Annotated in this window: 18 protein-coding genes; 6 read left to right on the forward strand and 12 right to left on the reverse strand. The window is 59.6% G+C overall.

All coding sequences use genetic code 11. From position 1 onward, the window contains the following. Positions 1-21: 21 nt before the first annotated feature. The 3 genes from argE to PY650_RS28965 form a co-directional block, all read right to left on the reverse strand. Complete coding sequence (gene argE, locus PY650_RS28955) at positions 22-1,191, reverse strand: acetylornithine deacetylase (RefSeq protein ID WP_349644522.1); 1,170 nt, start codon at positions 1,189-1,191, stop codon at positions 22-24. A gap of 77 nt (positions 1,192-1,268) precedes the next feature. Beyond that, entirely contained in the window at positions 1,269-3,632 is a 2,364-nt protein-coding gene (locus PY650_RS28960; protein ID WP_285883183.1) for a beta-glucosidase family protein, read from the reverse strand. A gap of 154 nt (positions 3,633-3,786) precedes the next feature. Further along, positions 3,787-4,725 carry a LysR family transcriptional regulator gene (locus PY650_RS28965; RefSeq protein WP_285883184.1) on the reverse strand — a complete coding sequence of 313 codons (939 nt, stop codon included), beginning with the start codon at positions 4,723-4,725 and terminating at the stop codon, positions 3,787-3,789. A 297-nt stretch (positions 4,726-5,022) separates the two neighbouring features. Here PY650_RS28965 and PY650_RS28970 point away from each other — a divergent pair, with 297 nt between their 5' ends. Continuing rightward, complete coding sequence (locus PY650_RS28970) at positions 5,023-5,943, forward strand: nucleoside hydrolase (protein ID WP_285883185.1); 921 nt, start codon at positions 5,023-5,025, stop codon at positions 5,941-5,943. Between the two features lie 327 nt (positions 5,944-6,270). Here PY650_RS28970 and PY650_RS28975 read toward each other — a convergent pair whose 3' ends face one another. Beyond that, positions 6,271-7,782, reverse strand: a complete 1,512-nt coding sequence (locus tag PY650_RS28975; protein ID WP_285883186.1) for a malonate--CoA ligase — start codon at positions 7,780-7,782, stop codon at positions 6,271-6,273. 565 nt (positions 7,783-8,347) lie between these two features. Between PY650_RS28975 and PY650_RS28980 the strand changes: the two genes are divergently transcribed. Genes PY650_RS28980 through PY650_RS28990 form a run of 3 tightly spaced genes read left to right on the forward strand, consistent with a single transcriptional unit; the run spans position 8,348 to position 12,852 of the window. After that, on the forward strand, positions 8,348-10,150 hold the full coding sequence (locus tag PY650_RS28980; protein ID WP_285883187.1) for a thiamine pyrophosphate-binding protein: 1,803 nt from the start codon (positions 8,348-8,350) through the stop codon (positions 10,148-10,150). Between the two features lie 13 nt (positions 10,151-10,163). After that, the gene (locus tag PY650_RS28985; protein WP_285883189.1) at positions 10,164-11,858 is read left to right on the forward strand and encodes a flavin monoamine oxidase family protein; all 1,695 of its coding nucleotides are present in this window, start codon (positions 10,164-10,166) and stop codon (positions 11,856-11,858) included. After that, complete coding sequence (locus PY650_RS28990; RefSeq protein WP_285883190.1) at positions 11,851-12,852, forward strand: 3-oxoacyl-ACP synthase III family protein; 1,002 nt, start codon at positions 11,851-11,853, stop codon at positions 12,850-12,852. The genes PY650_RS28985 and PY650_RS28990 overlap by 8 nt, the downstream gene beginning before the upstream one ends. An 80-nt stretch (positions 12,853-12,932) precedes the next feature. Here the strand turns inward: PY650_RS28990 and PY650_RS28995 are convergent, their stop codons facing one another. The 7 genes from PY650_RS28995 to PY650_RS29025 all read right to left on the reverse strand — a co-directional run bounded on the left by PY650_RS28995 (position 12,933) and on the right by PY650_RS29025 (position 21,373). After that, positions 12,933-16,868 carry an AAA and adenylate/guanylate cyclase domain-containing protein gene (locus tag PY650_RS28995; protein WP_285883191.1) on the reverse strand — a complete coding sequence of 1,312 codons (3,936 nt, stop codon included), beginning with the start codon at positions 16,866-16,868 and terminating at the stop codon, positions 12,933-12,935. Positions 16,869-17,137: 269 nt separating this feature from the next. Further along, positions 17,138-17,944, reverse strand: a complete 807-nt coding sequence (locus PY650_RS29000) for an IclR family transcriptional regulator (RefSeq protein WP_285883192.1) — start codon at positions 17,942-17,944, stop codon at positions 17,138-17,140. A 14-nt stretch (positions 17,945-17,958) separates the two neighbouring features. Further along, positions 17,959-18,348: a RidA family protein gene (locus tag PY650_RS29005; protein ID WP_285883193.1), complete on the reverse strand. Its 390-nt coding sequence runs from the start codon at positions 18,346-18,348 to the stop codon at positions 17,959-17,961. A gap of 17 nt (positions 18,349-18,365) precedes the next feature. Then, a complete protein-coding gene (locus PY650_RS29010) occupies positions 18,366-19,136 on the reverse strand; it encodes an amino acid ABC transporter ATP-binding protein (protein ID WP_285883194.1) in 771 nt (256 codons plus the stop codon). Between the two features lie 12 nt (positions 19,137-19,148). Further along, a complete protein-coding gene (locus tag PY650_RS29015; protein ID WP_285883195.1) occupies positions 19,149-19,808 on the reverse strand; it encodes an amino acid ABC transporter permease in 660 nt (219 codons plus the stop codon). 4 nt (positions 19,809-19,812) lie between these two features. Beyond that, entirely contained in the window at positions 19,813-20,475 is a 663-nt protein-coding gene (locus PY650_RS29020; protein WP_285883196.1) for an amino acid ABC transporter permease, read from the reverse strand. Positions 20,476-20,533: 58 nt separating this feature from the next. Further along, complete coding sequence (locus tag PY650_RS29025) at positions 20,534-21,373, reverse strand: transporter substrate-binding protein (protein WP_285883198.1); 840 nt, start codon at positions 21,371-21,373, stop codon at positions 20,534-20,536. A 180-nt stretch (positions 21,374-21,553) separates the two neighbouring features. Here PY650_RS29025 and PY650_RS29030 point away from each other — a divergent pair, with 180 nt between their 5' ends. Next, the gene (locus PY650_RS29030; protein WP_285883199.1) at positions 21,554-22,633 is read left to right on the forward strand and encodes a D-TA family PLP-dependent enzyme; all 1,080 of its coding nucleotides are present in this window, start codon (positions 21,554-21,556) and stop codon (positions 22,631-22,633) included. 450 nt (positions 22,634-23,083) lie between these two features. Here PY650_RS29030 and PY650_RS29035 read toward each other — a convergent pair whose 3' ends face one another. Beyond that, a complete protein-coding gene (locus PY650_RS29035) occupies positions 23,084-23,671 on the reverse strand; it encodes a cytochrome b (RefSeq protein ID WP_285883200.1) in 588 nt (195 codons plus the stop codon). Positions 23,672-24,302: 631 nt separating this feature from the next. Here PY650_RS29035 and PY650_RS29040 point away from each other — a divergent pair. Then, on the forward strand, positions 24,303-24,398 hold a 96-nt coding region (locus PY650_RS29040; protein ID WP_285883204.1), incomplete at its 3' end, for a MerR family DNA-binding transcriptional regulator.

Below are 24,398 nucleotides of genomic sequence, written 5' to 3' on the forward strand. Positions count from 1 at the left end.
GGCCTTTTGGTTAGGGGCGAACTAAGCGGGGCGCCGCAATCGTCGTCCAAGAGATACCAGCATGCGATCGAGAAAAGCGTCGCAAGCGTGCAACTGCGCGACATCGACGAATTCATCGGGCGTATGGCCCTGATCCATCGATCCGGGGCCGATGACAACGGTCGGTATGCCAAGTGTGGCCACATAAAGGCCCGCCTCGGTTCCGAAGGAAACCTTCGTGGTTCCGGCCTCCGGCAGCCATGCCTTGATCGTTGTAACGGCGCGGGCCGTCGGCGAAACAGCAAACGCCGGATAGGCGTTGAGCACCTCTATCCCGATTGCCGCCTCTGGGAACAGCATTCGATGCGGTGCCAACAATGCCTCTGTTTGAGATTGCAGCCGCTCCAGCAATATTGTCGGATCGTCCTCTGCAAGATGGCGGATCTCGAAATCCACGGTCGCCACATCGGGAACGACGTTGAGCGCCGTTCCGCCCACAATCTTGCCCGCATGGATCGTGGTGTATGGGACATCGTAGGCCTCGTCGCGCAGGCCATTGTTGCCAATATCCGACTGTTGACGTCGAATGACCGAAGTGACGTCCGTCGCAAGATGTATCGCGTTCATCAACAGCGGAGCGATGGACGAGTGCCCGCCCCGGCCCCAGCAAGTGGCGCGCGCGGCAAGCTTACCCTTGTGACCGATACCGATCCGCATCGATGTCGGCTCGCCGACGATGCAGAGTGCAGCGGAAAAACGCCGGTCCTTAAGATCACTCAGCAAGGAGCGGACCCCGACGCAACCGATCTCTTCGTCATGCGACAATGCGATATGAAGAGAGCGGCCGAGCGCCAGGCGGCTGGCGCGATCGGCAATGCGCAGCGCGGCCGCAACGAAGCCTTTCATGTCCGCCGTACCGCGACCGTAAAGCCGGTCGCCGTCGCGGCGCAGTCGGAAGGGATTGCCGCTCCATGCCTGCCCGGCAACTGGAACGACATCGGTGTGGGCGGACAGGATAATGCCGTCGGCTCCGCCCGGCCCGATGCTTGCAATGAGATTTGCCTTGAGGCCGGTCGGGTCTAAAACCCGCCGGCAGATAAATCCACGCTCACGAAGAAAGCTTTCGGCAAAATCGACAAGCGGCAGGTTGCTGTCCTTGCTGACGGTCTTAAAGGCGACGAGCTGGTCCAAGAGTTCGATCGTATCCATCATGATCGCTTGCTTTGAAGGTCCGAAATGCAGCGGTCGCGCCAATTGCAGGCCGCGCAAGGAAATGCCGATAGCGCGCCTCAGACCGCCCGTTCCATGGCTTCGTTGACTTCGACGAGGAGCGCGGCGATATCTTCCTTGGGAAAGGCCTTGCGAAAGCGACGGTCAAAGGTGGTGAAAACGCCGATGAACGAGTTGGCGCAATGGTCGAGCATGCGATCGGCCTCGGCCTCGCCTATTGCGAGTTGTCTGCACAAGAAGGCGTTGAATTTCGCTCGGGCGATCGGATTAGAAAGAATGAAAATCGGCTGCGTGTCCCAGTCGATCTTGCGATAGCGCGTATGTGGGGCGACGGTCCTGATCCCTGCCGACAGCCGAATGTCGCGCGACGAAGCACCGACCTGCACATCCACTGCGTCGTCATCCAAGACAAATGCCTTGCGCGCGGTATCGTAGACCTTCAGATCGTCTGCAGGAATTGTCAGCGAGACGAGCTTGCGTTCGCCGGGCTCCAGCCAGACCTTGGTGAACGCCCTGAGCTCACGAACGGGCCGTTTGAGACGGGGCGTGCCGTAAGCGGTATAGACTTGGCAGATTTCCTTGCCGGCAAGCTTGCCGGTGTTCTCAATCGTGAAGCTGACCGTCAGCGTCTCGCCGTCGGCAAGTGTATCCCTGTCCGTGCGAATGTCGGAATAGGCAAAACTCGTGTAGCTCAGGCCGTGGCCGAAAGGAAAAAGCGGCTCCACGTTGGCGGTATCATACCAGCGATAACCCACCAAGATGCCCTCGCTGTAAAGGTGACGACCATTTTCGCCCGGATAGCTGAGATAGGCCGGAATGTCCTCGATACGTTTCGGGAAGGTCGTGGTGATCTTGCCCGAGGGGTTGACCTTACCGAAAAGCACGTCCGCGATCGCCCCACCCATGGCCTGGCCCGAAAAGAACACCTCGACCACGGATTTGGCGTGATTGACCCAGGGCATGACGACTGCGTCCGGGCTTGCAACCACCACCGCGATGTTTCGGTTCGTCCGAGACAGCGTCCGAATGAGCTCGTCCTGGCCAGGAGCGATATCGAGCGTCCGGCGGTCGGAACCCTCTCCATCATAACCGACTTCCGTGCTGACAAAGACGACAACCAGATCGGCATCCTTTATACCTAAAATCGCTTCGGCCTGAAGGGCCTGGCTTTCGGAATCGACCTCACTGATACCGTTGTACCAGTCGACCTGTACGCCCTCGCCCGCAAGCTTGCGGATTTCATCGATCGGACTGTCAACCGAAGTTGGCAGCGTCGTCGCGCAGCCAGAACCTTGAATAACCGGCTTACCCGCCGCTTCGCCGACGACCGCGATCCGGCGCGTCTTCGACAGGTCGATCGGGAGCAGAGATCCTTCATTTTTCATAAGAACGATCGACTCCCCGGCCATGCGCCGGGCCAATGCATGATGCCTGTCACGATCGAAGGCCGCGACGCGACGCTCATTGAGCTTGCTGAGCCGGATCAATTGCAGGACGCGAGCGCAGGCGCGATCGACAAGGCCGATATCGACGCTCCCCGTCTCGATCGCTTCAAGGAGTTCAGCCTTGCGGGTCTCGCTTTCCGGCATATCGAGATCGTTGCCGGCAATGACTGAGGCCGGCCGGTCCTTGATGCCATGCCAGTCGGATATAACCATGCCCTCGTAGCCCCACTCGTCGCGCAGCACGTCATTGAGAAGCCACTTGTTTTCGGCCGCCTGAACTCCGTTTAGCCGGTTGTACGAGCTCATGACCGTCCAGGGATTGGCCTTCTTGACGGCGCGTTCGAACCCCTTCAAATAGATTTCGCGGAGCGCACGCTCTTCCACCACCGAATCCATGGTGGTTCGCTCCATCTCGGAATTGTTGCAGGCGAAATGCTTGAGCGACGCGCCGACGCCATTGTCCTGTAAACCGGAAATAACGGCGGCTGCGAAATCGCCGCTGATGAGCGGATCCTCGGAATAATATTCGTAACTGCGACCACCGAGCGGCGTCCGCCGAATGTTAATGCCGGGTCCGAGCAGGAGATGAACGCCAAACTCCTGGCATTCCCTTGCAAGCGCTTCGCCAAGCTCCCGGGCAAGACCCAGGTCCCAGGAGCATGCCATGCTGGTACCGTTCGGAAAGCAGGTCGCCAACTTGATCTTGCCCCATGTGATCTGAATGTCGTCTGCGCGTTGATTGACAATAGACAGAAAGGCGGAAAAGTCCTGTCCGCCGGCTTCGTCCTCATCGATCTGGGGAATCGAATAGCGTACACCATAGGTCCCGTCGGTCATGACGATATTGGGTATATCAAGACGCGGGATCGCCTTCGTCTTCCACATGTGGTGCCCGCCGAGGAGAGCAACCTTCTCATTGGTCGTCATCTCGGCAATCAGCGCGGAAAATTCGCCCTTCATCAGTTTCTCATTCGTCATTCTTGTCTCCTAAGTCTGTCGCTGTCCGAAAGGCACCGATGCGGGATATTGCGAAGGCGCTGGCTAAGGATAGATGTTCGACGCGGCGTCAAAGGCAAAGAACAGAATTGCGAACCGCCGCTTAGCAAAATCCGAGGAAGCTTCGGCCCGTTTATCAGCGACGGTCCATGGCTGGCGCGATCATGCCGGGAATGTAGGCATCGGAAACAAAAGCCTTGCAGTGCTGCTCGAATACGTCGAGCAGCCGCGAACGCCGGCCCTGCCGGAAGGACAATACGCCGATGACCATCGGTTTGTGATCGCCGGAAAGCGGCACCCTGACAAGTGGTCTCCCATCCATGGCGACCTGGGCGCGAGGCCGGACATTCGCAAGCGTATAGCCATAGCCGTTGGCGACCATCGTCCGAATGACGTCCTGATGGCTCGATCGCGTCGCGATGTTCGGCTCCAGCCCCTGCTTGGAAAAAATACCCATGAAATATTCGCGGCTCATCGGCAGATCAAGCAGTATAAGCGGCTCTTTGACGAGCTCGGTCAGACTGATTGGGGAATGGCGCGCCAACGGGTGGGCTTCGCCAACGAGAACATACGGCGGCAAGCTGGCGAGCGGCACGAAATCATATCCGTCGGGAACGAGCAAATCGTAGCTTAGGGCCACATCAATTTCCGCACGGGACAATCTCTCGAGCAGATCCTCATGGTCGCTGACCGTCTGCACGATGCGGGTTGCCGGAAAAGCCGACGTGAAGGAATGGGAGAGCTCAGGCATGACCATGGACGCGAAGGTGACAAGGCAACCGAGCGATAACTGGCCACGGATCTTCTCGTTGATCTCGGAGGCGACGGCATACATCTGCTCGGCCTGGTCGATTAATCGTTTGGCTTCCCCGAGGAGAGCCCTTCCCGCTGGCGTCAACGACAGCCCCTTTGCATGGTGACGAACGAACAGTTGCGTCTCAAGCTCGATTTCAAGATGGCTGATCGCCGTCGAGATAGACGGCTGGGAAATGTTCAGCCGCTCCGAGGCAAGGGTAATGCTGCCGGTCTCTGCGGTGGCAATGAAGTATTCGATTTGGCGTAAGGTGTATCGCATTTCCCGACTTTATCTCAAAAAACCACAATCTATAGCGATCGGTCCATTTGTCCCCGGGAATGCCCGAGCGATGCGCTCGGCTCACCAACGAGGGCATCGTGACATCACAAAGAGCCGGAGAAGGCGTCTCGATATCCACTTCTCTGGATGTACTTCATAACCGGCGCGCTTTGCACATGAAAGCGTTGGTTCGGGCACCTTGCTTCGTCTAAACCGAAACAAGCGCGCAAAAAAAACGATTTGCCGAAAGGCGGTCAAAGCATCATGAAAGCTGCCCGGTACAGGAGGTGACGGATCATGGCGACAAAAAAAATCATTATCGACTGCGACCCCGGCGTGGATGACGCCATCGCGATCATGTTGGCGCTGTCTGCGTCTGAAGAACTCGAGCTGCTTGGGATCACCACCGTCGCCGGCAACGTCGCGCTCGATCACACGACGCGCAATGCCTTGGGTATTTGCAATCTACTCGGAAGGAGTGATGTCGGCGTCTATGCCGGTTGCAGCCGGCCACTCATGCGAACAACTGGCCATCGCTCCATCATGCATGGCGCCGAGGGACTTGGCGGTGTAGTCCTTGACACGAGTGGCACGCCGCGTGATGCCCACGCGATCGATTTCATCATCGACACCGTAATGGCTAATCCGGGGCAAGTCACTCTTTGCCCCATTGGTCCATTGACCAATGTGGCAATGGCGATTGTCAAGGAACCTCGCTTGGCCGCCAATATCGATCAGATCGTCTTCATGGGAGGTGCTGCGTTTCGCCCTGGCAATACGACACCGGCGGCGGAATTCAACATCTATGTCGATCCGCACTCCGCTCACATAGTGGCAACCGCAGGCGCACCGCTCGTCATGTTCGGCCTCGACGTGACGAACACTGTGGTTGCGACGCCAGGGCGACTGAAAACTCTCCAGCAACTCGACAATGATGCGGGACGACAAGCCGTTGCGATGATTTCAGCCTATGCAAAGGGCGATCCGTGCCTGCATGACCCATGTGTTATTGCTTGGCTGCTGAGGCCGGAGCTCTTCACCGGCATTGAAGCCTTCCTCGAAATCGACAGCTCTCCGGGTATCAATCAAGGACGAACCGTTGCTTGCGTCGGCGAGCGGCATCTCGCTGGTACAGAGCCCAATTGCTGGATTATCACCGGAGCAGATTGCGATGGCATTTTCGCGCTCTTGTCGGATAAATTTAACAAATTGACATGAAGCTTAGTTCCGTGCTTGCCGGCCATATCCTCTCAAAAGGATAACTGTCTTAATACTAGTTGCTCTTGATCGGATACGGACCCCTAAGTTCCCATGCAAAAGCTTCGAGCACATTGCTGAAATGCGATCCCGTTCCGGCAAGACATGAAGCACGCGAAGGTCAGCACCCGCAAATCAGCGCTGCGATTTAGCGCCTCGGATGCGACCGAACTGAAGATCCTCAAAAAATCATCCTTATCTCAGCCCGTTGGCGGGATCTCGTGTGCGCCGAAGCGCGAGAGATCTTTGCGCGAAATGACGGCAGGCAGAAGGCTGGATCGCGCTGCCTTACGGCTGGAAAAGCACCGAAAAGACATCCCGCAGCACGTTCTTCTGCACCTTGCCCATGGTGTTGCGCGGCAATTCGTCGACGATGATGACGCGTTTCGGCTGCTTATATCGTGCAAGACGATCCCGCAATCCTGTCAGCACCGTCGTCTCGTCAACCACTGCCCCCGGCTCTCGCACAACGACTGCGGCCAGGCCTTCTCCTAGATCCGGATGGGGCACGCCGATGACTGCGCTCTCCACGATGCCAGGCAACTGATCGATCTCGCTCTCAATCTCCTTCGGATAAATATTGTATCCGCCGGAAATGACGACATCCTTGCTCCGGCCGACGATGTGCACATAGCCACGCTCGTCGATCTTGCCGAGATCGCCCGTGATGAAGAAACCGTCGTCGCGAAACTCGACTTTGGTTTTTTCCGGCATTCGCCAGTAGCCCTTGAAGACGTTCGGCCCTTTCACTTCGATCATGCCCGTCTCGCCGTCCGCAAGCGGAGTTCCCGTTTCCGGTTGCGTAATGCGCAGGGAAACACCGGGCAGAGGGAAGCCGACGGTACCGGCCACGCGCTCCCCGTCATAAGGGTTCGAAGTGTTCATGTTGGTCTCCGTCATGCCGTAGCGCTCGAGGATCGCATGGCCGGTCCTTTCACAAAACTGCCTGTGCGTCTGCGCCAACAGAGGCGCGGAGCCCGAGATGAAGAGCCGCATGCTTGAGGTCACATCGGCGTTCAGGCCGGGATGCTGCACCAGCCGGACGTAGAAGGTCGGTACACCCATTAGAACCGTCGCCCGGGGCATCAGCCGCAACACCTCGTCCGCATCGAATTTGGGCAGCAGATACATAGATGCACCAGAAAGCAGGGTGACGTTCGACGCGACGAACAAGCCGTGGGTGTGGAAGATCGGCAGCGCATGGATCAGCCTGTCGCCGCTCTCGAAACGCCAATGGCCGCGCAACGCCACCGCATTCGACAGAAGATTGTCATGCGTCAACATCGCGCCCTTCGAGCGCCCCGTCGTACCCGATGTGTAGAGGATCGCGGCCAGATCGTCCGGACCGCGTGCGACGTCGGTGAATTCGGCCGGAATCTCCGTCAACCCCGTCATCAACGATCCGCCGCCCGCCTCGTCAAGCGTTTCGAGACGGGCGCCATATCGCGCAGCGACCGCCTCCAGCCCCTGGCGAGTTCTTGGAGATACGACCACCAGCCGGGGTTCGGCATCACCGATGAAATAGTCGAGCTCGGCAAGCGTGTAGGCGGTGTTGAGGGGAAGATAAACGGCCCCGGCCCTGATGCAAGCAAGATAGAGAATTAGGGCTTCCGGGCTCTTGTCGACTTGCGCTGCAACGCGGTCGTCAGGCTTGACGCCCATCGCAACGAGAGTGGCAGCCAACCGCCCCGACTGTTCAATCATATCGCTGTAGCGCCAAATCGCGCCATCCGCTGTTTCGATGAAAGGCGCACCCGGCTTCACATTCTCACGGATGGCGTCAAACAGATGGTTGCTCAATTGGTAGTCTCCTTTGAACGGCATTGGGCGGGCAGATCGATGGGGTCGCCGGTTCTCCAGCCGGAAAGATCGGCCGACGAGCGCTGAACGTTACTCGCGCCGCCACCCTCGGAGCGTCAACGATCCAACCGAAGAAGGAGCAACCGGACATGATTGTGTAACCATAAAGGACGGCACCAAGATTGCACACGGAAACTGGGGCAAGAGGCAACCCCTTGCTGTCCTCGAGGTCTTCGTCAATCAAATATTCGGCCGGATGGCCTCCGACGCAGCGTCTTCGTCGTGCGCGGCCTGATACGTCGGGCTCGTCCCTCGCCGACCGCAATTGCCGCGTGGTTGATCGCTATGCTTTCCTCCCCCGCGCAAATCAGGAGCGGTCGTGAGGGGATAATTTCAGTCAACGTATCCACATTCCCTACTTATTTTAGCTACTCGACATGCAAGCGGACCTCAGGCACGATGAGATGCTTGCCTCCAGGTCGCATATCTATTCGCAATACAGTCACCTGAAATCGCATTCATAGCTCTTCTGCCCTTATCTCACGATGAAGCGGAGTTCATGACGATGGCTGCATCTACGTCTTCGCAAGGCGGCACTGTTGCCGACCAGCTTCTCGACTATCTGGCTCTCGAACGTGCGACGCTGATGTTCGGCGTTCCGGGCGCTGGCATCGCCCATCTCTTGGAAAGGGTCAAGGAACGCCCCGAATTCACCTATGTCGTCTGCCGGCAGGAGTCCGCTGCTGCCTACATGGCTGATGGTTATTTTCGCGCAACCGGCAAGCCCGGTGTGGTGCTCGTCACCAGCGGCCCCGGCGCCACCAATGCGCTGACCGGCACGATGAACGCGTATTTCGGCGGTTCCGCCGTCATGACACTCACCGGCGAGGTGCCGCAAAATTTCCTTGGCCGCGGCTACCTTCAGGAGGGCACCGATTGCGGGCTCAATGTTCGTGATATCTACGCCGCGGGAACGCGTTACAGTGCCGATGTCGCAGCCGCGGCCGGCGCGCCGATCGTTATCGAACAGGCGCTGCGCGACATGCTGTCAATTCCACGGCGCGCTGTGCGTCTCGGCATTTCCGATAGCGTCGCATCGGCACCAATCGATGACGAGGACCCCTATCAAATCGTTGCGCCGCGACCACCTGCCCACCCCTCCAACTATCGCACGCTGCCGAAGGTCGGCGCGTCGCCGGACGACGTCCGACGGGTGCTAGAGGTACTGTCGACTTCAAAACGGCCTCTGATCCTGCTCGGCAACGGCTGTCGCGAGGCGGTGCGGGATTCCGGTACGGCCGATGCGCTTCGGTGTCTGGCGGAGTGGTGGCAGGTTCCAGTCATGACGACGTCGGATGGAAAGGGCGTCTTTCCCGAGACGCACGACCTGTCGTTTCGCGCCTATGGCTTTGCCGGATGCCAATGGCCGCAGTATTGGATGATCGGCCAGGGCACTGCTGCCGCTCATGATGCGCTACTCGTCGTGGGCTCGTCGCTCGGCGAGCTTGCGACCTATCGGTGGAACCCGATGCTGGTGCCGAACGGTCCGTTCATCCAGGTCGATATCGACCAGTCGATGATCGGACGCGGCTTCCCCGTCACCGACGGGATCGTCGCGGAAGCCGGTGCCTTCATCCGAGCCCTCTGGGATCAGGCGCCGGCTTGGCCGGCCGACCCGACGGTCGTCGCGGCGCGAGCGACCGAGATTGCCGAAATCAAGAAGGGCCATTCGCCATTTTCGTCGCCTGAGAGCTACAACTCCGAGGACGCGCCGCTGCAGCCAGCCGCCCTTTGTCGGACACTCAACGAATTGCTGCCGGACGATGCCTTCATCTTCATCGATTGCGGCAATTGCGTCGGTTGGGGATTGCATTCGCTTATCGTCGACCGCAGGCAGGAGTTCCACAGCGCGCTGGCTATGGGCCCGATGGGCTTTGGCGTCTGTGGTGTGATCGGCGCAAGGCTGGGACGGCCCGATCGCCTTGCCATTGCCCTGGTCGGGGACGGAGCTTTCCTGATGCAGCTCGGCGAGATCTCGACGGCGGCCGCGCACCAGGTAGGCGCTATCTGGATCGTTCTGAAGGACGACGATCTGAAAATGGTGGCACAGGGCATGGAAATGCTGTTCCCGAGCGACGGCAGCTTCGACAAGGCCTACAGCCTTGGAGCGACCGACCTCATAAAGGTGGCCGAAGGGCTCGGCGCCGATGCTGTCGATGTCGGTCAGCCCGCCGACCTACGGGATGCATGGGGGAAGATCATGGATGGCGCCCAAAGCGGACGCCCGCAAGTGATCGTGGCGCATGTCGACCCGAAAGCCGCGCCTCCATACTGGAATGCGCCTTATTGGCAAAAGAAGGTCGACTGAGGAGGGGGAACTCATGGATACAATGCCAGACGTCGACGTTGCCATCGTTGGCGGTGGAATGAGCGGTATCTACACGGGCTGGCGGCTGCTGACATCGAAGCTGACCGGCTCAAAGCTTGCGGGCTGGGAAGCTGCTCGCGGAAAACTCAAGGTCGCTCTCTTCGAAGGAAGCGGACGCATTGGCGGGCGGCTGCTTTCAGCTCGTTCGCCGCATATGCCAGAGACGACCGCAGAGGTCGGCGGCATGCGCTATGTCGCCCCGGCGCAGACGCTCGTCACCAGCCTCGTCGAGTGCGTGTTGAAACTGCCATGGCATGAGCAGGTCGTCGATCTTCCCGGCAATATTGCTTTCCTGCGCGGGAAGCTGCTGCGCACCAGCGACCTCGGCAATGCGGCCGCCCTGCCCTACTGGCTCGATCCGGCGGAAGCGGCATGGTTGGTCGCGGGAAAGGGGGGAAGTCCCGCAGGACTGATAGGACGCGTTCTAACACGCTTGATGCCTGACCTTATGGCCCATCTTAACGCCGGTACACTGCGCCAATATCTTGAGACCGTTATGGTCGATGGATTGCCGTTGTGGCAGCACGGCTTGTGGAACCTGCTGGCCAAGGGCATGAGTGCAGACGGATATGCGGCCGCCCGGGCAACTGTCGGCTACGACTGCCTCGGCGGAAACACCAACGCCCTCGACCTCACCGCCGAGTATTTCGATTTCACCCCGAATGTCAGCTACCGCATAGTCGACGCCGGTTACGAGAGGGTGCCATTTGAGCTTCAGAGCCGCTTCCAGGCCGCCGGCGGCGAAATCCAATTTCAGCAGTGGCTCGCCGGCTTTTCCGGCACCACGCTCGACGACGGCTCCAACGGCCTCACGCTTAGATTCCAGGACGGTACGACAAAGACGGCGCGCGCCATCGTGCTCGCTATGCCGCGCCGCTCTATCGAACTTCTGGATCCGTATGGCGAGGTCCTGGGCCCGGCGAATACGCAATTCCGGCAGGACCTCGCCTCCGTTGCTCCGATCCCGTTGTTCAAGTGCTTCCTGCTCTATCCGAACTGCTGGTGGCAGGATTCAGGGGTTAGTTCCGGCCGCTCTCTCACCGACATGCCCATCCGGCAATGCTACTACTGGCCTTCCGGACCGCAGGGGACGACCATTCCGAAGCGGGACGGACCAGGCCTTGTCATGGTGTACGACGATCTCTTGAACGTTAGTTTCTGGGAAGGGCTGGACAAGCGGGCGGAAGTCCACAAGGTCGGCCTGCCGCTCAGCTTGAGAAGCCCAGGCCACCATTGGGCGATGTTCGAACGAAAGGCGGCTGAAATGACGGCGGAGCCGGCCGATTCCTTCGGCAAGCGGCTTGCGGAGAATTGGACCGAGCATCCGGCCACCAGGCAGATGGTGAACGAGCTCCATCGCCAGCTCATGCAGATGCACGGCAAGGACAGCGCGCCAGAGCCCATCGATGCCGCCTATATGGACTGGTCGCGCGATCCCTTCGGCGGTGGGGTCCATCTCTGGAACGTCAACGTCCGTTCGGATGTCATGCTGACGCGCATGACTCAGCCGGTCGACAATTTCCCCTGCTATATTTGCGGGGAGGCGTATTCGACCAATCAAACATGGGCAGAGGGAGCTCTGCAGACGGCCGAGATCGTCTTGCAGCAGCGGCTCGGTGTTGCGAAAGGCGAGTGGCAGGATGGTTGAGAAGAATATCGGCGTCATCGGTCTGGGCTACCAGGTACCGGTCCTGGTCCGGCTCAACGACGATCCCATCTTCGATGCGCTGAAAAAGAACGCCTCGCAAAAGGAGATTTTGGCGCTGTTCCAAGGATTCGAGCGGCGGCACGTATTGGGACCCGACGAATCGCTGGTCTCGATCATGGCGGCTGCGGCCGAGAAGGCGATGATCGATGCGGGCGTTTCGGCTGCCGATATCGATCTGTTGATGGGCTGCGCGTCGCTCAGCCGTTACATCGTACCGAGTGATCTCGGAGAGCTGCATGCGCGGCTCGGTCTCCCGGAGCGAGCCATGCCGCTGCCGCTTGGAAATGACTTTTCCAACTTCACGGAAGCGCTCGTCATTGCCGATGCGCTGCTCAAGGCTGGGCGGGCCAGACGGATTCTCGTGGTCGCAGGCGGCGACTGGACACGCGCCGTCGACTATAACCAGGGCGCCTCGGTAAGCGCCGGAGACGGCGCAGGCGCGGCAGTGCTCGGCTGTGCATCAGCTGGCGTGCGCTGGATTGTTCAGGATCAGCAGGCTCTTGTCAGATCTGATCTTTATGGTGCGATGTTCGTCAGCGGTGATCCCATCAAGACGCAAGGGCAGCCCGAGGACCAGGAATATAGCGGTCCCTATTTCCACATGACCGAGAAGGGTTACAACGCCTTCAAATCTTTCGGCGGTGGAATTGCTGCGATTTCGGCACAGGAGCTGTTGCAGCGCCAGGGGCTCTCCGGCAGCGACATTACCCTCATCGGTCATCAGGCGTCCACACTCCTACTGGACGCTTGGGCTGACGAGCTAAAGACCAAGCCGGCGCTCAGCACCATCAGGGATTTCGGGAATATGACCGTTGCCAGCATTGCCGTGACGCTGGCTGCCCGCGAAGAGGACATAGACACGCCCTATGTCATGCTCCTGGCGCTCGGCCTCGACTTGCATGCGCACGCTTTATTGCTGCGGCGGGTGGCGTGAACCACATACGAGTTCATCTTGCCAACATGCGGGTTTAAATCACTTCGGCGCAACCGGTCGACGTCGGTGCGGGTCGCTATCTAGGCTGCGCTGAACTCGTCGGCGAGGCGTGTGCGCTTGCCCTCGGCGCCCCATGCCCGATATGCCGCCAGCGCCTCTTTGAGCGCGCTGGGGATTTCGCCAGCCGTTCGTTGCGCCCTGGCCAGGCATTCCAGAGCGAAGGCGCGGTCTTCCAAGTGGCCCGTTTCCGCTGCGCGCTCCGCCGCCCTGCGCAGCAGCCTTTGCGCCGCCGCGATTTGGCCGGAGCCCACCTCGAGCAGTCCCTCGAGAATATCCGCCTTGGGGCCGAGCCAGGCCTCATTCAAGGATTCCCAATTGCGCATCTGGTCCGCGCAGTCCCATCCCTCGGCGCGCAGGGCCTGAGCATCCTTCGGGGAGCCGAAGGCGGCAAGCGCCAGCGCCGCAGCACCGTGATAGTGCACCAGCACGGCTTCGGAGGGTTGCCCGGCGAAAAACGGCAACAGGACACGCGCCTGCTCTGCCCATGAGAGAGCACCTCGCCAGTCTCCGCCAAGCACAGCCAAGCGCAGTTTCGCCGTGTAATAGCCGGCAATCTGATTGCTGAACCGCGATTGGAGCATGGTTGCGAACTCAGTCTCCTCGTCCACGGTCGCGTCGGAGAGCTGGTCGAACGCGCGGGTCTTGCCGGCAAGCGCACGGGCCGATTGCAGTTCCAGCAGGAGTGTGAAGGCGGAATTGCGTACCCGACCGCCGTTTTGCGCTAGATAGGTGGTGCCGGTCGATATGACCTCATCGATCGGCCGGCCGGCCGCCGCGAGCAGCACGATAACCGTCGTGAGATTGAAACAGCCGTAGACAATTTCGCCGCTCGCAAGGCCGGCTTCGGCACCCGCCTTTGCTCGTGCAATTCCGTCCTCCAGTTTTCCGACCCAATGATTGTGGAACCACACGTTGATAAAGGCGCAGCGTGCAAAGCTCGCGCCTTTGATGCGGGGTTGCAGTTGTAGGCTCAGATCGCTCCATGCGGCACCCCTCCGCCGGTCGCCCGTCATCGCCGCATGGACAACCGAATACATCGCGTAGACATCCGGCGTGAAAACGGCCTGGCCGTGAGCGAGCGTCAGACGCAGGCATCTCGCGCCGAGAAGCGCGAACAATTCGGGTTGCTGACTTTGGTAGGCGTAGGGTGCGATGCTCAGCAACAGCGGCACGAGGCTTGCGACATGTTCGTCCTGTAGTTGCGGAAGGTCGACGAGATCCGCCGGCTGCCTGTCGCCGAGCAAGGCAGCGATCTGCTCCATCTCCTGGCCGATCGCCTTTTGGAGTCCCGCGCCGTCGGCTGGCACTTCGGAGCCGAGAAGCGCCGCACCGTGCAGACCGATCGAAAGGGATTGCCGCACGAATCCCAGACCGAAAACACGCTCGGCTTCGAGCCTCAGATAGTGAACCGCCCGTACCGGCTCGCCTGCCGCCTCCAGGTGATGCGCGAGCAAAGCGTAAAAGCGCGACATATCGAGGGCGCTATTTTGCTCGTACCAGTCGGCGATTGCGCGGTGCAATTGCTTGCGCTGCCCGTAGAGCATCAGCTCATAGGCGACATCGCGCATAATGCCATGGCAAAAGCTGTAGCCGTCCAATTCGTCGATGTTTTCTGGCTGCAGCATGCCCGCGCGGTGGTGCATCGCCAGATGGCGGCCGACGACGTTCTGTTCGGCGCTCGCGGTGGGGTGGACAGCGGCCACAAGGGCGGTCGGGAAACGCAGGCCCGCGGCGCTTGCGACCTTGAGCGTCACCTGGCTTTCAAGATCGAGACGGTCGATACGGCGCGCCACCGCGGCGTGAATCGAGTCCGGCAGAGGCAAGCGATCGTTCACCAGATGTTGCGCGATACGACACGTGCCGTCCACCACTTCGATCAAACCTTCGTCATGGAGCGCGCGGGCCAGTTCGAGACAGAAAAAGGGATGCCCTCGGGCGCGAGCGCGCAGCAGGTTCGCCAGAGCCGGCGCAATGCGTTCGGCGCCGAGTCGGGTCAGCGCCAGTCTGTCCTGATCTTCGTCCGAAAGGCCTTCCAGCTTCAATCGCAGCGCGCCGCCGTCGGATAGCGCCTCTATCCGTGCGTCTTCCTCCATCGGCTGCATGGCCATTACCAGACATAGACCGCGAACCGCACGAACCGCCTTCGCCGCCAGCCTCCAACTCTCGTCGTCCAGCCATTGGGCGTCGTCGATCGTCACAAGCAACGAACCGCCGGAGGCGGCGCGCTGGAGAAGCGAAACCAGCAAATCGAGCCGGGCCTCCGTGCGCTGGGGGGCGCTCATCGCTTCCAATTCGACCGATTCGGGAAAATCGAGTTGCAAGATCGGGTTCAGGAGTGCTGCGCGCGGCTCAAGCTCCGGGCCCAGCGCGCTCAAGGCAACCGCGCGCCGCTGTGTTTCCGGCTGTTTGGCATCGAGACCGAGCAGTTCGGTAAGCACGCCTCGCCAGCCTCGATACGGAACGCGATGCTCGATCCGATCCGCGATGCCGCTCAAGGTGGTGGATTGGCTGGTCGACAGACGATGATGCAACTCCGCCAGCAGGCGTGATTTACCCATCCCGGATTCCGCCTCGACGATGACAAATCGAGAAATGCCGGATTGGGCCGCATCGTCGAGGGCGCTCAGAATGCGCGTGAGTTCGCGCTCGCGCCCGCGCATCAGTTCGTCGAGCTCGGAGCGATCCTGCCGCCTGGGTGTCCAGACGGGGACATTGAGATCCAATCCGCGCACCTGGCTGTGACCGATCGGAACGAAGGATATGGCATCCTGCGCCCCGCGGACGGTGGCTTCGTCGCACTGGATCGTGCCTTGCTGCACCCCCTGGAGCCGGGCGGCAAGATTGACCGCTTCGCTGTAAGTGGTCCAGGCGCGGAAGACATCGTTCCCGATCAATCCGCAGAAGGCCGTCCCGGTTGCGACGCCGATACTGCTGGGCTGGCCTATACCGCGCAGCACATCACGCGTGTCGACGGCACACCGGACCGCCCGCACGGGATCATCCGCATGCGCAACAGGCGGGATCCCGAAAACGATGACCAGGTTTGCGCCACGCTCATCTACCCGAAGCTGCTGTATAAACCCGTCCCGCTCATGGACCTTTGGCGCGATTGCGGCGACGATCGACTCGAGCCGGGACAAAATGTCGGGCGAAGCGTGATCCAGCCGCGGAAGGGCAACGAACACCACAGATATGCGCCTGAGTTCAGCCGTCCAATCGAGAAGCCTTCCATCGAGGCGGAGCGCAACAGGGAGCGGTACAAGACTGGCCAGTCGTTCGCGCGCTTCCGAAGTCAGCGGCGGTATGGCCAATGGCGTCGGGTCGGGTGCGCCACGCAACGACGTCAGGACGGTCGCGTCGCGGCCAATCGATTGCACGGTTGCGGCATCGCCGAGGATCGAACGTGCGGCCACGGAAACCAGCAGCTGTCCCTTGGCCCGCGTGGTGCTCGCCTCTTGCAAATCGGCGAGCCCTTCTCCGACGGTCACGTGGAGCCGAAGGCGCTCGGTTCCGATCTCGGCGGTATGGCACTGCCCGAAGGCAAGCACGGCATGGAGTTCGATCGGCTCTCCTGAAGGCAGGGTACCGCGCGACGAAGCAAGAATGTGTTGGGCGCACGCCGCCGCGCGCAGAAGAGCCTCGTAAGGGGTCGAGCCAGCGCACGGCCAGCCGGCAAGCAGGCCATCACCGGCAAACATCAACGGTTCGCCGCCATGGGCGACGATCCTGTCGATGAGCCCGGCGAAATGCAGTTCCAGCAGGTTTGCCAGATCTTCAATGCCGGCGGGTCCGCGCGCAAGAAAATGCGTTGTAATCCGGGTGAAGCCGACGACGTCGAGCCACAACAGGGCCATGCGGCTATCCGACGGAATGGAGGGCTCTTTGCCGAAGAGCCTCAGCGGCGGCGGCGCGAAACTCTCGATCAGCCGAGCCTCAAGCAAACTCCTATCCAACATAGGGCCCCCCAGCCTTTTTCCGAAGGCTCAGAGTAACGCAAATTTGCAAACCAATCCACGCCCGTGCGCCCGCCGCGGGCAACTGGTCCACCTGGCCGAGCCGACCGCGGGGAGCAAGTCCTGCTTCGTTTCAACCGTTGCTTTAATGAATTCTGGTGCGACAAGAGCCTTGCAGATCAGACGGCGCCGTACCGCGATGGTCTGAGCGGCCCCCTCGTGCCGCCAAGACGCATTCCGCACAGTTTAGAAAGGACCAAATCCCGAGAAGACTAAATCGGTGAGGCGATGGCCCTCTCGAGGGGATGGTATCCGAGCTTCTCGGAAATTTCGTTCGCCGCGGAAAGCAGGCTATCCAGATATGCTCTGCGGTTGCGAAGACCGTCCTCCCGCGGCGCGACGAGGCAGAGGGTCGCAATGCAGATGCCGTCGGCCTGATGGATCGGTACGGCGAAGCAGTGTGTAAAGTTTTCCACCTCACTATTGAACGTGAAATAACCGTCACGTACTGCACCTCGGACCTGATTGATGAAATCTGCCGGATCCAGACGCCTGCCGTCTGGGAGCACAAAGTCATCCGGCGGGATAAATTCAAGAATTTCCTGATCGGAAAGGTGCGAGACAAGGAGCCGTCCCGAGGCAGTCCATGGAATGGGAACGAGCTCGCCGACGTTCGAAGAAATCCGAAAAGGTCGAATGCCTTCGCGCATCATCGCGACCGTATATTTGTTGCCTTCCAGAAGGCACATCTGGGCCGTTTCACGGGTTTCCTCGGCCAGGTGGCCCAGCATGCGCTCACATTCACGCATCAAGTCGAACTGCTCGGCATAAGCGGTTCCCAAGAAATACAGGCGACGGCCTAGGAAGACCCGGCCATCGCCTTGTTGGTAATCGAGCATACCGTGGCTGAGAAGCAGGTTGACGAGTTCGTACACCGAAGATCGCGGCGCTCCGATTTCCGCAGCGATCTCGTTCGGTCGCATGGGCTGGCGCTTTACCCGAAGGAATTCAAGTATCTCGAACGCGCGATCCAATCCTCGGGTGCGCCGCGATACCGTGTCGACACCAGCCTCAGCCATGCTCTTCTCCAAAATTAGGCGCGATCCGCGCGGTATGCCACACAATCAACTTCGACTTTGCAGTCGACCATCATGCGTGACTGGACGCAAGCGCGGGCCGGTGGGTTCTCGCCGAAATACTCGGCATACACGCCGTTGAAGCTCCAGAAATCGCGGGGATCGTCGAGCCAGACGCCAACGCGCACGACATCTTCAAGGCCGTATCCTGCCTCTTTGAGAATGGCAATGAGGTTCTCAATCGCCTTACGGGTCTGGCCAATGATTCCACCACCGACGATCTCGCCTTTCTCCATCGGCACCTGACCGGAAACATACAGCCAGCCGGCCGCCTCTGTGGCCCGCGCAAAGGGAAGCGGCTGACCGCCTGCGCCTTTTTCTCCGCCGCCATAACGCTTTATCGTCATATTTCTCACTTTCTTTGTTAGTTGAAGCTTGAGGTTTTCAGAAACTCGGCGAGCCGATCGGTCTTCGGCTTCACGAACATTTCCTTGGGGTCGCCTTGCTCGCAGATCACGCCCTGGTTCATGAAGATGACGCGCGAAGACACCTCATAGGCGAAGCGCATTTCATGGGTGACGAGCAGCATCGTCATACCGTCGGCCGCAAGACCCTTGATGACCTGCAGGACTTCGCCCACCAGTTCCGGATCGAGTGCCGACGTGACTTCGTCGAACAGCATCAAACGGGGCGCCATCGCAATCGCGCGTGCGATCGCGACGCGCTGTTGCTGACCGCCGGAGAGCTGGCCCGGATAGTGGTTCGCGCGGGTCGAAAGGCCGACGCGGTCAAGCCACGCCTCTGCGATCTTGCGCGCATCCGCCTTCGCCATCTTCTTGACCTTTATCAGGCCGAGCATGACGTTTTCGGCCGCGGTCATGTGTGGGAAGAGATTGAATTGCTGGAAGGCCATTCCTGTTAGCGCCCGCTGGCGCGCAATCTCCTTTTCGGCCTTGCGGCGGCGTGTTGGTCCGGCGCCATGATAGCCGATCTCTTCGCCGTCGAGGCTGATCGTGCCACCCTGGAACTCTTCCAGCATGTTGATACAACGCAGCATCGTGGTTTTGCCCGAGCCGGATGAGCCGATAATCGAAATGACTTCACCCTCCTCCACGGAGCAGTCTACGCCTTTCAGCACCTCGTGGCTGCCGTAAGTCTTGCGAAGTCCTTTGATTTCAAGAATTGTCTTGGCCATCGATCGGCCTCCTCAGGATGGAAGGGCAGTCTTGCGCTCGACGAACTTGCCGAAGCGCTCGATCCCGAAATTGACGACGAAATAGAGAGCACCTGCCAGGAAATAGAATTGCAGGCTCATGAAGTTGCGGGAGATGATTTCCTGGCTACGCAAAAGGAGCTCGGCGACGCCGATAACCGATAGCAGCGTCGAGGCCTTTACCATCTCAGCCGCCGTGTTGACCCAGGTCGGCAGGCACTGGCGTAGGGCCTGAGGCCACAAGACAGAGGTGAACGTCTGCGAGAAGGTCAGTCCAATCGCCTTGGCCGCCTCGGTCTGTCCCCGCGGGATAGCCTGAAGGGCGCCTCGCACGATCTCCCCGACGTGAGAGGAGCAGAAGATGGCGAGGGCAAGCACGCCGGCGGAGAATGGTCCGAGGTCTACGCCGACTGCACTCGACATGTAGTAGCTCGCAAGAACCAACACGAGTACCGGCGTGCCGCGGATGATATCGGTGTAGGCCCTGACGACGAGGCGAAGCGCGGCATGGCCGTAGGCGAGCGCGAGGCCGACGAGCACTCCGAGGAGAGAACCGAAGAAGATGGCGAGCAGCGAGATCGATACCGTCATTGCGAGACCGTTGACGATCACGTAACGGGCGGTCCAAAGTTGATCGAGAAATGTCTGTGACATGCACTTATCTCGGCAGGGCCAGCCGGCGCTCGAAGAAGCGCATCAAGGCGGCGATGAGAAAACAGGTTGCGATATAGAGGGCAGATGTCACCATCCATGTCTCGATGACGCGGAAGCTCTCGACATTGATCTTGCGCGCCGCAAACGTCAGTTCGGGCACGGCGATCGTCGCAGCGAGCGACGTGTCCTTGAAGAGCGAGATGATCGTCGAAGACAAAGACGGAAGGACGTTCCGGATCATCAGCGGCGCGATGATTGAGGAACGGATCTGCGCAGATGTCAGGCCGATCGCAAGACCCGCTTCGCTCAGGCCCTTCGGGATGGAGAGCAGCCCGGCACGGAACACTTCCGCAAGGTACGCGCCCGAATAGATCGAAAGGACAAGGACGAAGCTCCTTATCTTATCGAGCCTGAATCCCAATTGCGGCAATGCGAAATAGGCAAAGAGCACCAGCACGAGGATAGGCAGATTGCGGATCACCGTGACGTAGCAGCGGGCTGGCAACTCCACCAAGCGGTTCTTCGAAAGCAGCGCGAAGGCCACGAAAAGACCGAGAATGGCTCCGATCAGGATCGAGATCACCGCCAGGCCGAGGCTTACCGCCAGGCCGGTCAGGAGGAAATCAAAATTGCGCCAGACCGCGGCAAAATTCAGCGTATAACCCATGGTAGGCCGCCTCTCAAAAAAGAGGGGAGCGGGATTTTGTCCCACTCCCGCAATTCAATTACTTGAATTCGACCGGGAAGCCGATCTGCGGCGGTGTCAGGTCCTTGCCGAACCAGGTCTTGTATGACTTGGCATAGGCATCGAACTCGACGCCGGTCATAGCCTCGTGAAGGGCGGTGTTCACGAAATTCAGCCAATCCTGGTCGCCGCGCTTTACGCCGCAGGCGTAGGTCTGCGGGTTCCAGCCGTAGCCAGCGTCCTTATATTTCCCAGGGTTCTGGGTCATATACCAAGCCAGCGACGACTGGTCGGTGGCAACCGCATCCGCGCGACCGGATTCCATTGCCTGGTAGATGAGATCGACGGAATCATATTGGTCCACGGTCGCCTCGGGCAGCGCCGCATGGACCATGGCCTCCGCGTAGACGTTCTGTAGAACCGAAACCGTTACCGATGAACCAGCAGCCTTAAGCGCGGCGTAGTCGGGATACTTGCCGTCAGCCTTCAGCATCAGGCCGACACCTTCGCGGTAGTAGGGGATCGTGAATGCGATCTGCTGGGCGCGCTCGCCGGTCACGGTCATGAATTGGCAGGTGATATCGACCTTGTCGGTGGTGATGTTCGGGATACGCGCATCGGACGACTGGTTCACGTACTCGATTTTGTCCGGGTCGCCAAACAGGGCCTTCGCAATGATGTGGCCCATATCGACATCGAAGCCCTGAAGCTTGTCGTCGGCGCTCTTGAAGTGCCAAGGCGCATTTGTGCTGCCAGTTCCCATGATGAGATGGCCTCGTTGAAGCACGTCGTCAAGCTTGCTACCGGCCGCAAGGACCGGGCTGGAAAGAACAGTTGCTGCGGCCAGCGTGATCAGGCCGACACGGAAAGAAAAGGTCATAGCGCTCCCCTGGTTGAAGAATCTTATGTCCAATATACCGGACACGTGTCTGTTTTATTGGATTGACATAGGAAGGGGCATCGGCGATGAATTGTCAAGCCGCATCGCCGAAAAAAGTCGCGCCCTTCTGGAATGGCTTTTTATTGTGCAGCGCAACATCCCGCCGCTTTAGAGGTACCCATGGCCTTCAACGAGAACTCCCTAACCGCAATCGACACACCCGCGGTCCTTGTCGATCTCGATATCGCTCAGCGAAATATCGAACGTTTCCAGCGATATGCCGATGAGCACCACCTGCGACTGCGTCCTCACATCAAAACGCACAAGCTGCCAGCCCTGGCAGAGATGCAGCTCAATGCCGGGGCGGTCGGGATCACCTGCCAGAAACTGTCGGAGACGGAGGCGATGGCGGACGGCAGCAGCGCGATCCGCGATGTGCTGATCACCTACAACATCGTCGGCCAGACGAAGCTCAAGCGGCTGCGGATGCTTGCAGAGCGTATTAAGGTCTCGGTCGTCGCCGATAGCATCACCGTGATCCAGGGATTGTCCGCGACCTTCGCAGACGCCGGAGAGCGCCTATCCGTCTTCGTCGAGTGCAACACTGGCGCCAATCGCTGTGGTGTCGGGTCTCCCTCGGCCGCCGTTGAACTCGCAACCGCAATCGCTAAGGCGCCCGGACTGCGCTTTGGCGGCCTGATGACTTATCCGCCCGTCAATGCAGAGGCCGCAGTCGAGCGCTTTATGAGCGACGCCAAGGCGATGATCGAGGCCCGGGGAATTCCGGTGCCAGTCGTTTCTTCCGGTGGCACTCCTTCGATGATGCACGCCGCCGAAGCCCCTATCACGTCGGAATACCGTCCCGGTACCTACGTCTACAACGACCGCTCTCTGGTATCTCGTGGAGTCTGCGATTGGGACGATTGCGCGCTGACCGTTCTCGCGACGGTGGTGTCCGTACCAGCGCCGGATCGCGCCGTCATCGATGCCGGCTCGAAGACGCTAACCTCGGATTTGCTGGGGCTTGCCGGCTATGGCCACGTTCTCGGTCGCGATGATATTTCCATCGATCAACTTTCGGAGGAACATGGTCGGCTAGTCAGCACAGGGCCGATCGGCCTGAAGGTCGGCGATCGCGTTCGCATTGTGCCCAACCACGCCTGCGTCGTTACGAATATGGTCGACGAGGTGATGGTTGCAGGGGCCGGACTTACGAACCCGGAGCTCTGGCCTGTGGCAGCACGTGGTCGAACCGTCTGACACATAGAAAGCCGATGCCATAAGCTGGACACCGTTCCGTAGCGTCGCCTTCAACTGCGCCCGTGGTGATGCCGGTCGAGCCGACGAGACGGCTGACCGGACGACCGCGGCTGCCGCAACCACCAGAACAAAGGTCGGCGGCGTCCTGGTCGCCATACCTGTCAACTTTCTCCCCGCCGGCCGCTCCCGGCGAAGCTTGACCCAATCCGGCGGCAGGTTGGGAGAAGGGTCAGCTCGAGAAGAACGTCCAGATGCGCGTCCACGGCTTGCGCAGCAGATGCCAGACTTTCCAAATCTGGCGGCATTGAATGCCTGGCTGGAACGGATTGCCAAAAACCTGTGACGGGAGACATCCCCGCAGCCGCTGGCTGTTCGGCTTTATTCGAATTTAATGCGCGTGCGCACGGCAGCTTTGCTGCCGTGCGGTAAAAGGCGGTCGGCAGTAGAGGGTCACATACCCTTATCGTCAAACCGCCCAATTGCGGGTAACATCCGTGCCAAAACTTCATCTCTCAAAACGAAATGATGAAACAGCGCGGCGAGGGCATGTATTCCGGCGATGCCGATGATTACCCAAGCGACCGTCCCGTGCAAGTCGCGCAAGGTTGAGCGCCAGGCAGGATTGATATCAAACAGCCGCGGTATCGGGAACAGTCCGAAGAGCGTAAAGGCGGTGTCCCTGGCCCAAATAACGGCAAAGCCCAGCCCGACCTGCGCAATGAGGAGCCCGTAGAGTCCGAGGTGAATAACCCTGGCGGCGATATTCAAAAGTCCGTTGGTCGCATGGGAGAGGTTCTCACGCGAAAGTCGCCAGAAGATGCGCACAAGGATGGTCGGCAGCAGCAGGATACCGAGTGAAACGTGCAAAGGCTGCATCTCGCTTCGGATCCAAGTGCCTTGTACAAGAAATCCGCGTAGTTCGATGCTCAAAAGAAGGGAAACGACGAGGACAGCTGTCAGCCAATGAAGGATTATTGTGAGGCTGTCATAGCTATTACGAGAGGGGGTGGACGGTGCGGCAATTGCTTGATCTGTCATGTTACAGCTACTTTCATGTAATAGACATTGTATTCGGGCCGAATATATTTCCGCCCGAGGTTGATGCTCCTCCCTTGTCGATGCGATTAGCTCCTTACAAAGGCAAACTGGCACCCAGCTGAACGAGCCGTTTTCCTGGGATGCTCGCGTTTTTGAGCCTGACGACCATCGCCCTCACGCACCACACGAAAAAAGACCGCCCGGCTGCGAAGCGAGGCGGTCAATGTTGTTGCGTCGGTGACAGGGGGGAACACACCGAGGTCAACTTGTCGCCGGAACCGGGAGGAGGATGTTTCGGCGATAATCAAAAGCTACCACGGCACGGTGTCCTCAGAAATTATACTGAGATCTGCGGCGACTAGACTTATGGATACAGCGTGCGAACGGGTTGCATCTTTGTAGGGTGTAGGTTTGTAACCCTTTGAAACCTGCCGTCGATAAAGGGCGGCGCATTATCGTTTGCAGAAAGGACGAACGCACAGAGTGCGGCGAATATACGTTGCAGGAAACGGCTGATAAGCTCGGGCTGCGGCCGATGACCGTGCTGCGCATGATCCGCGCCGGCGATTTGAAGGCAGAGCAGTGTTGCAATCGCTTGCAATCTTAGTGAATCTATGTATATCCCTCGAAAATGGAGAGATTTGTGAGCATAGGCGAAGCGGCGGAAGTTTTGGGCGTGTCGATCACGACATTGCGCCGATGGGAAGCTGAAGGCCGTCTGGTGGCT

The sequence above is a fragment of the Martinezella calliandrae genome, assembly GCF_030272695.1.
Classification (GTDB): Bacteria; Pseudomonadota; Alphaproteobacteria; order Rhizobiales; family Rhizobiaceae; genus Rhizobium; species Rhizobium calliandrae.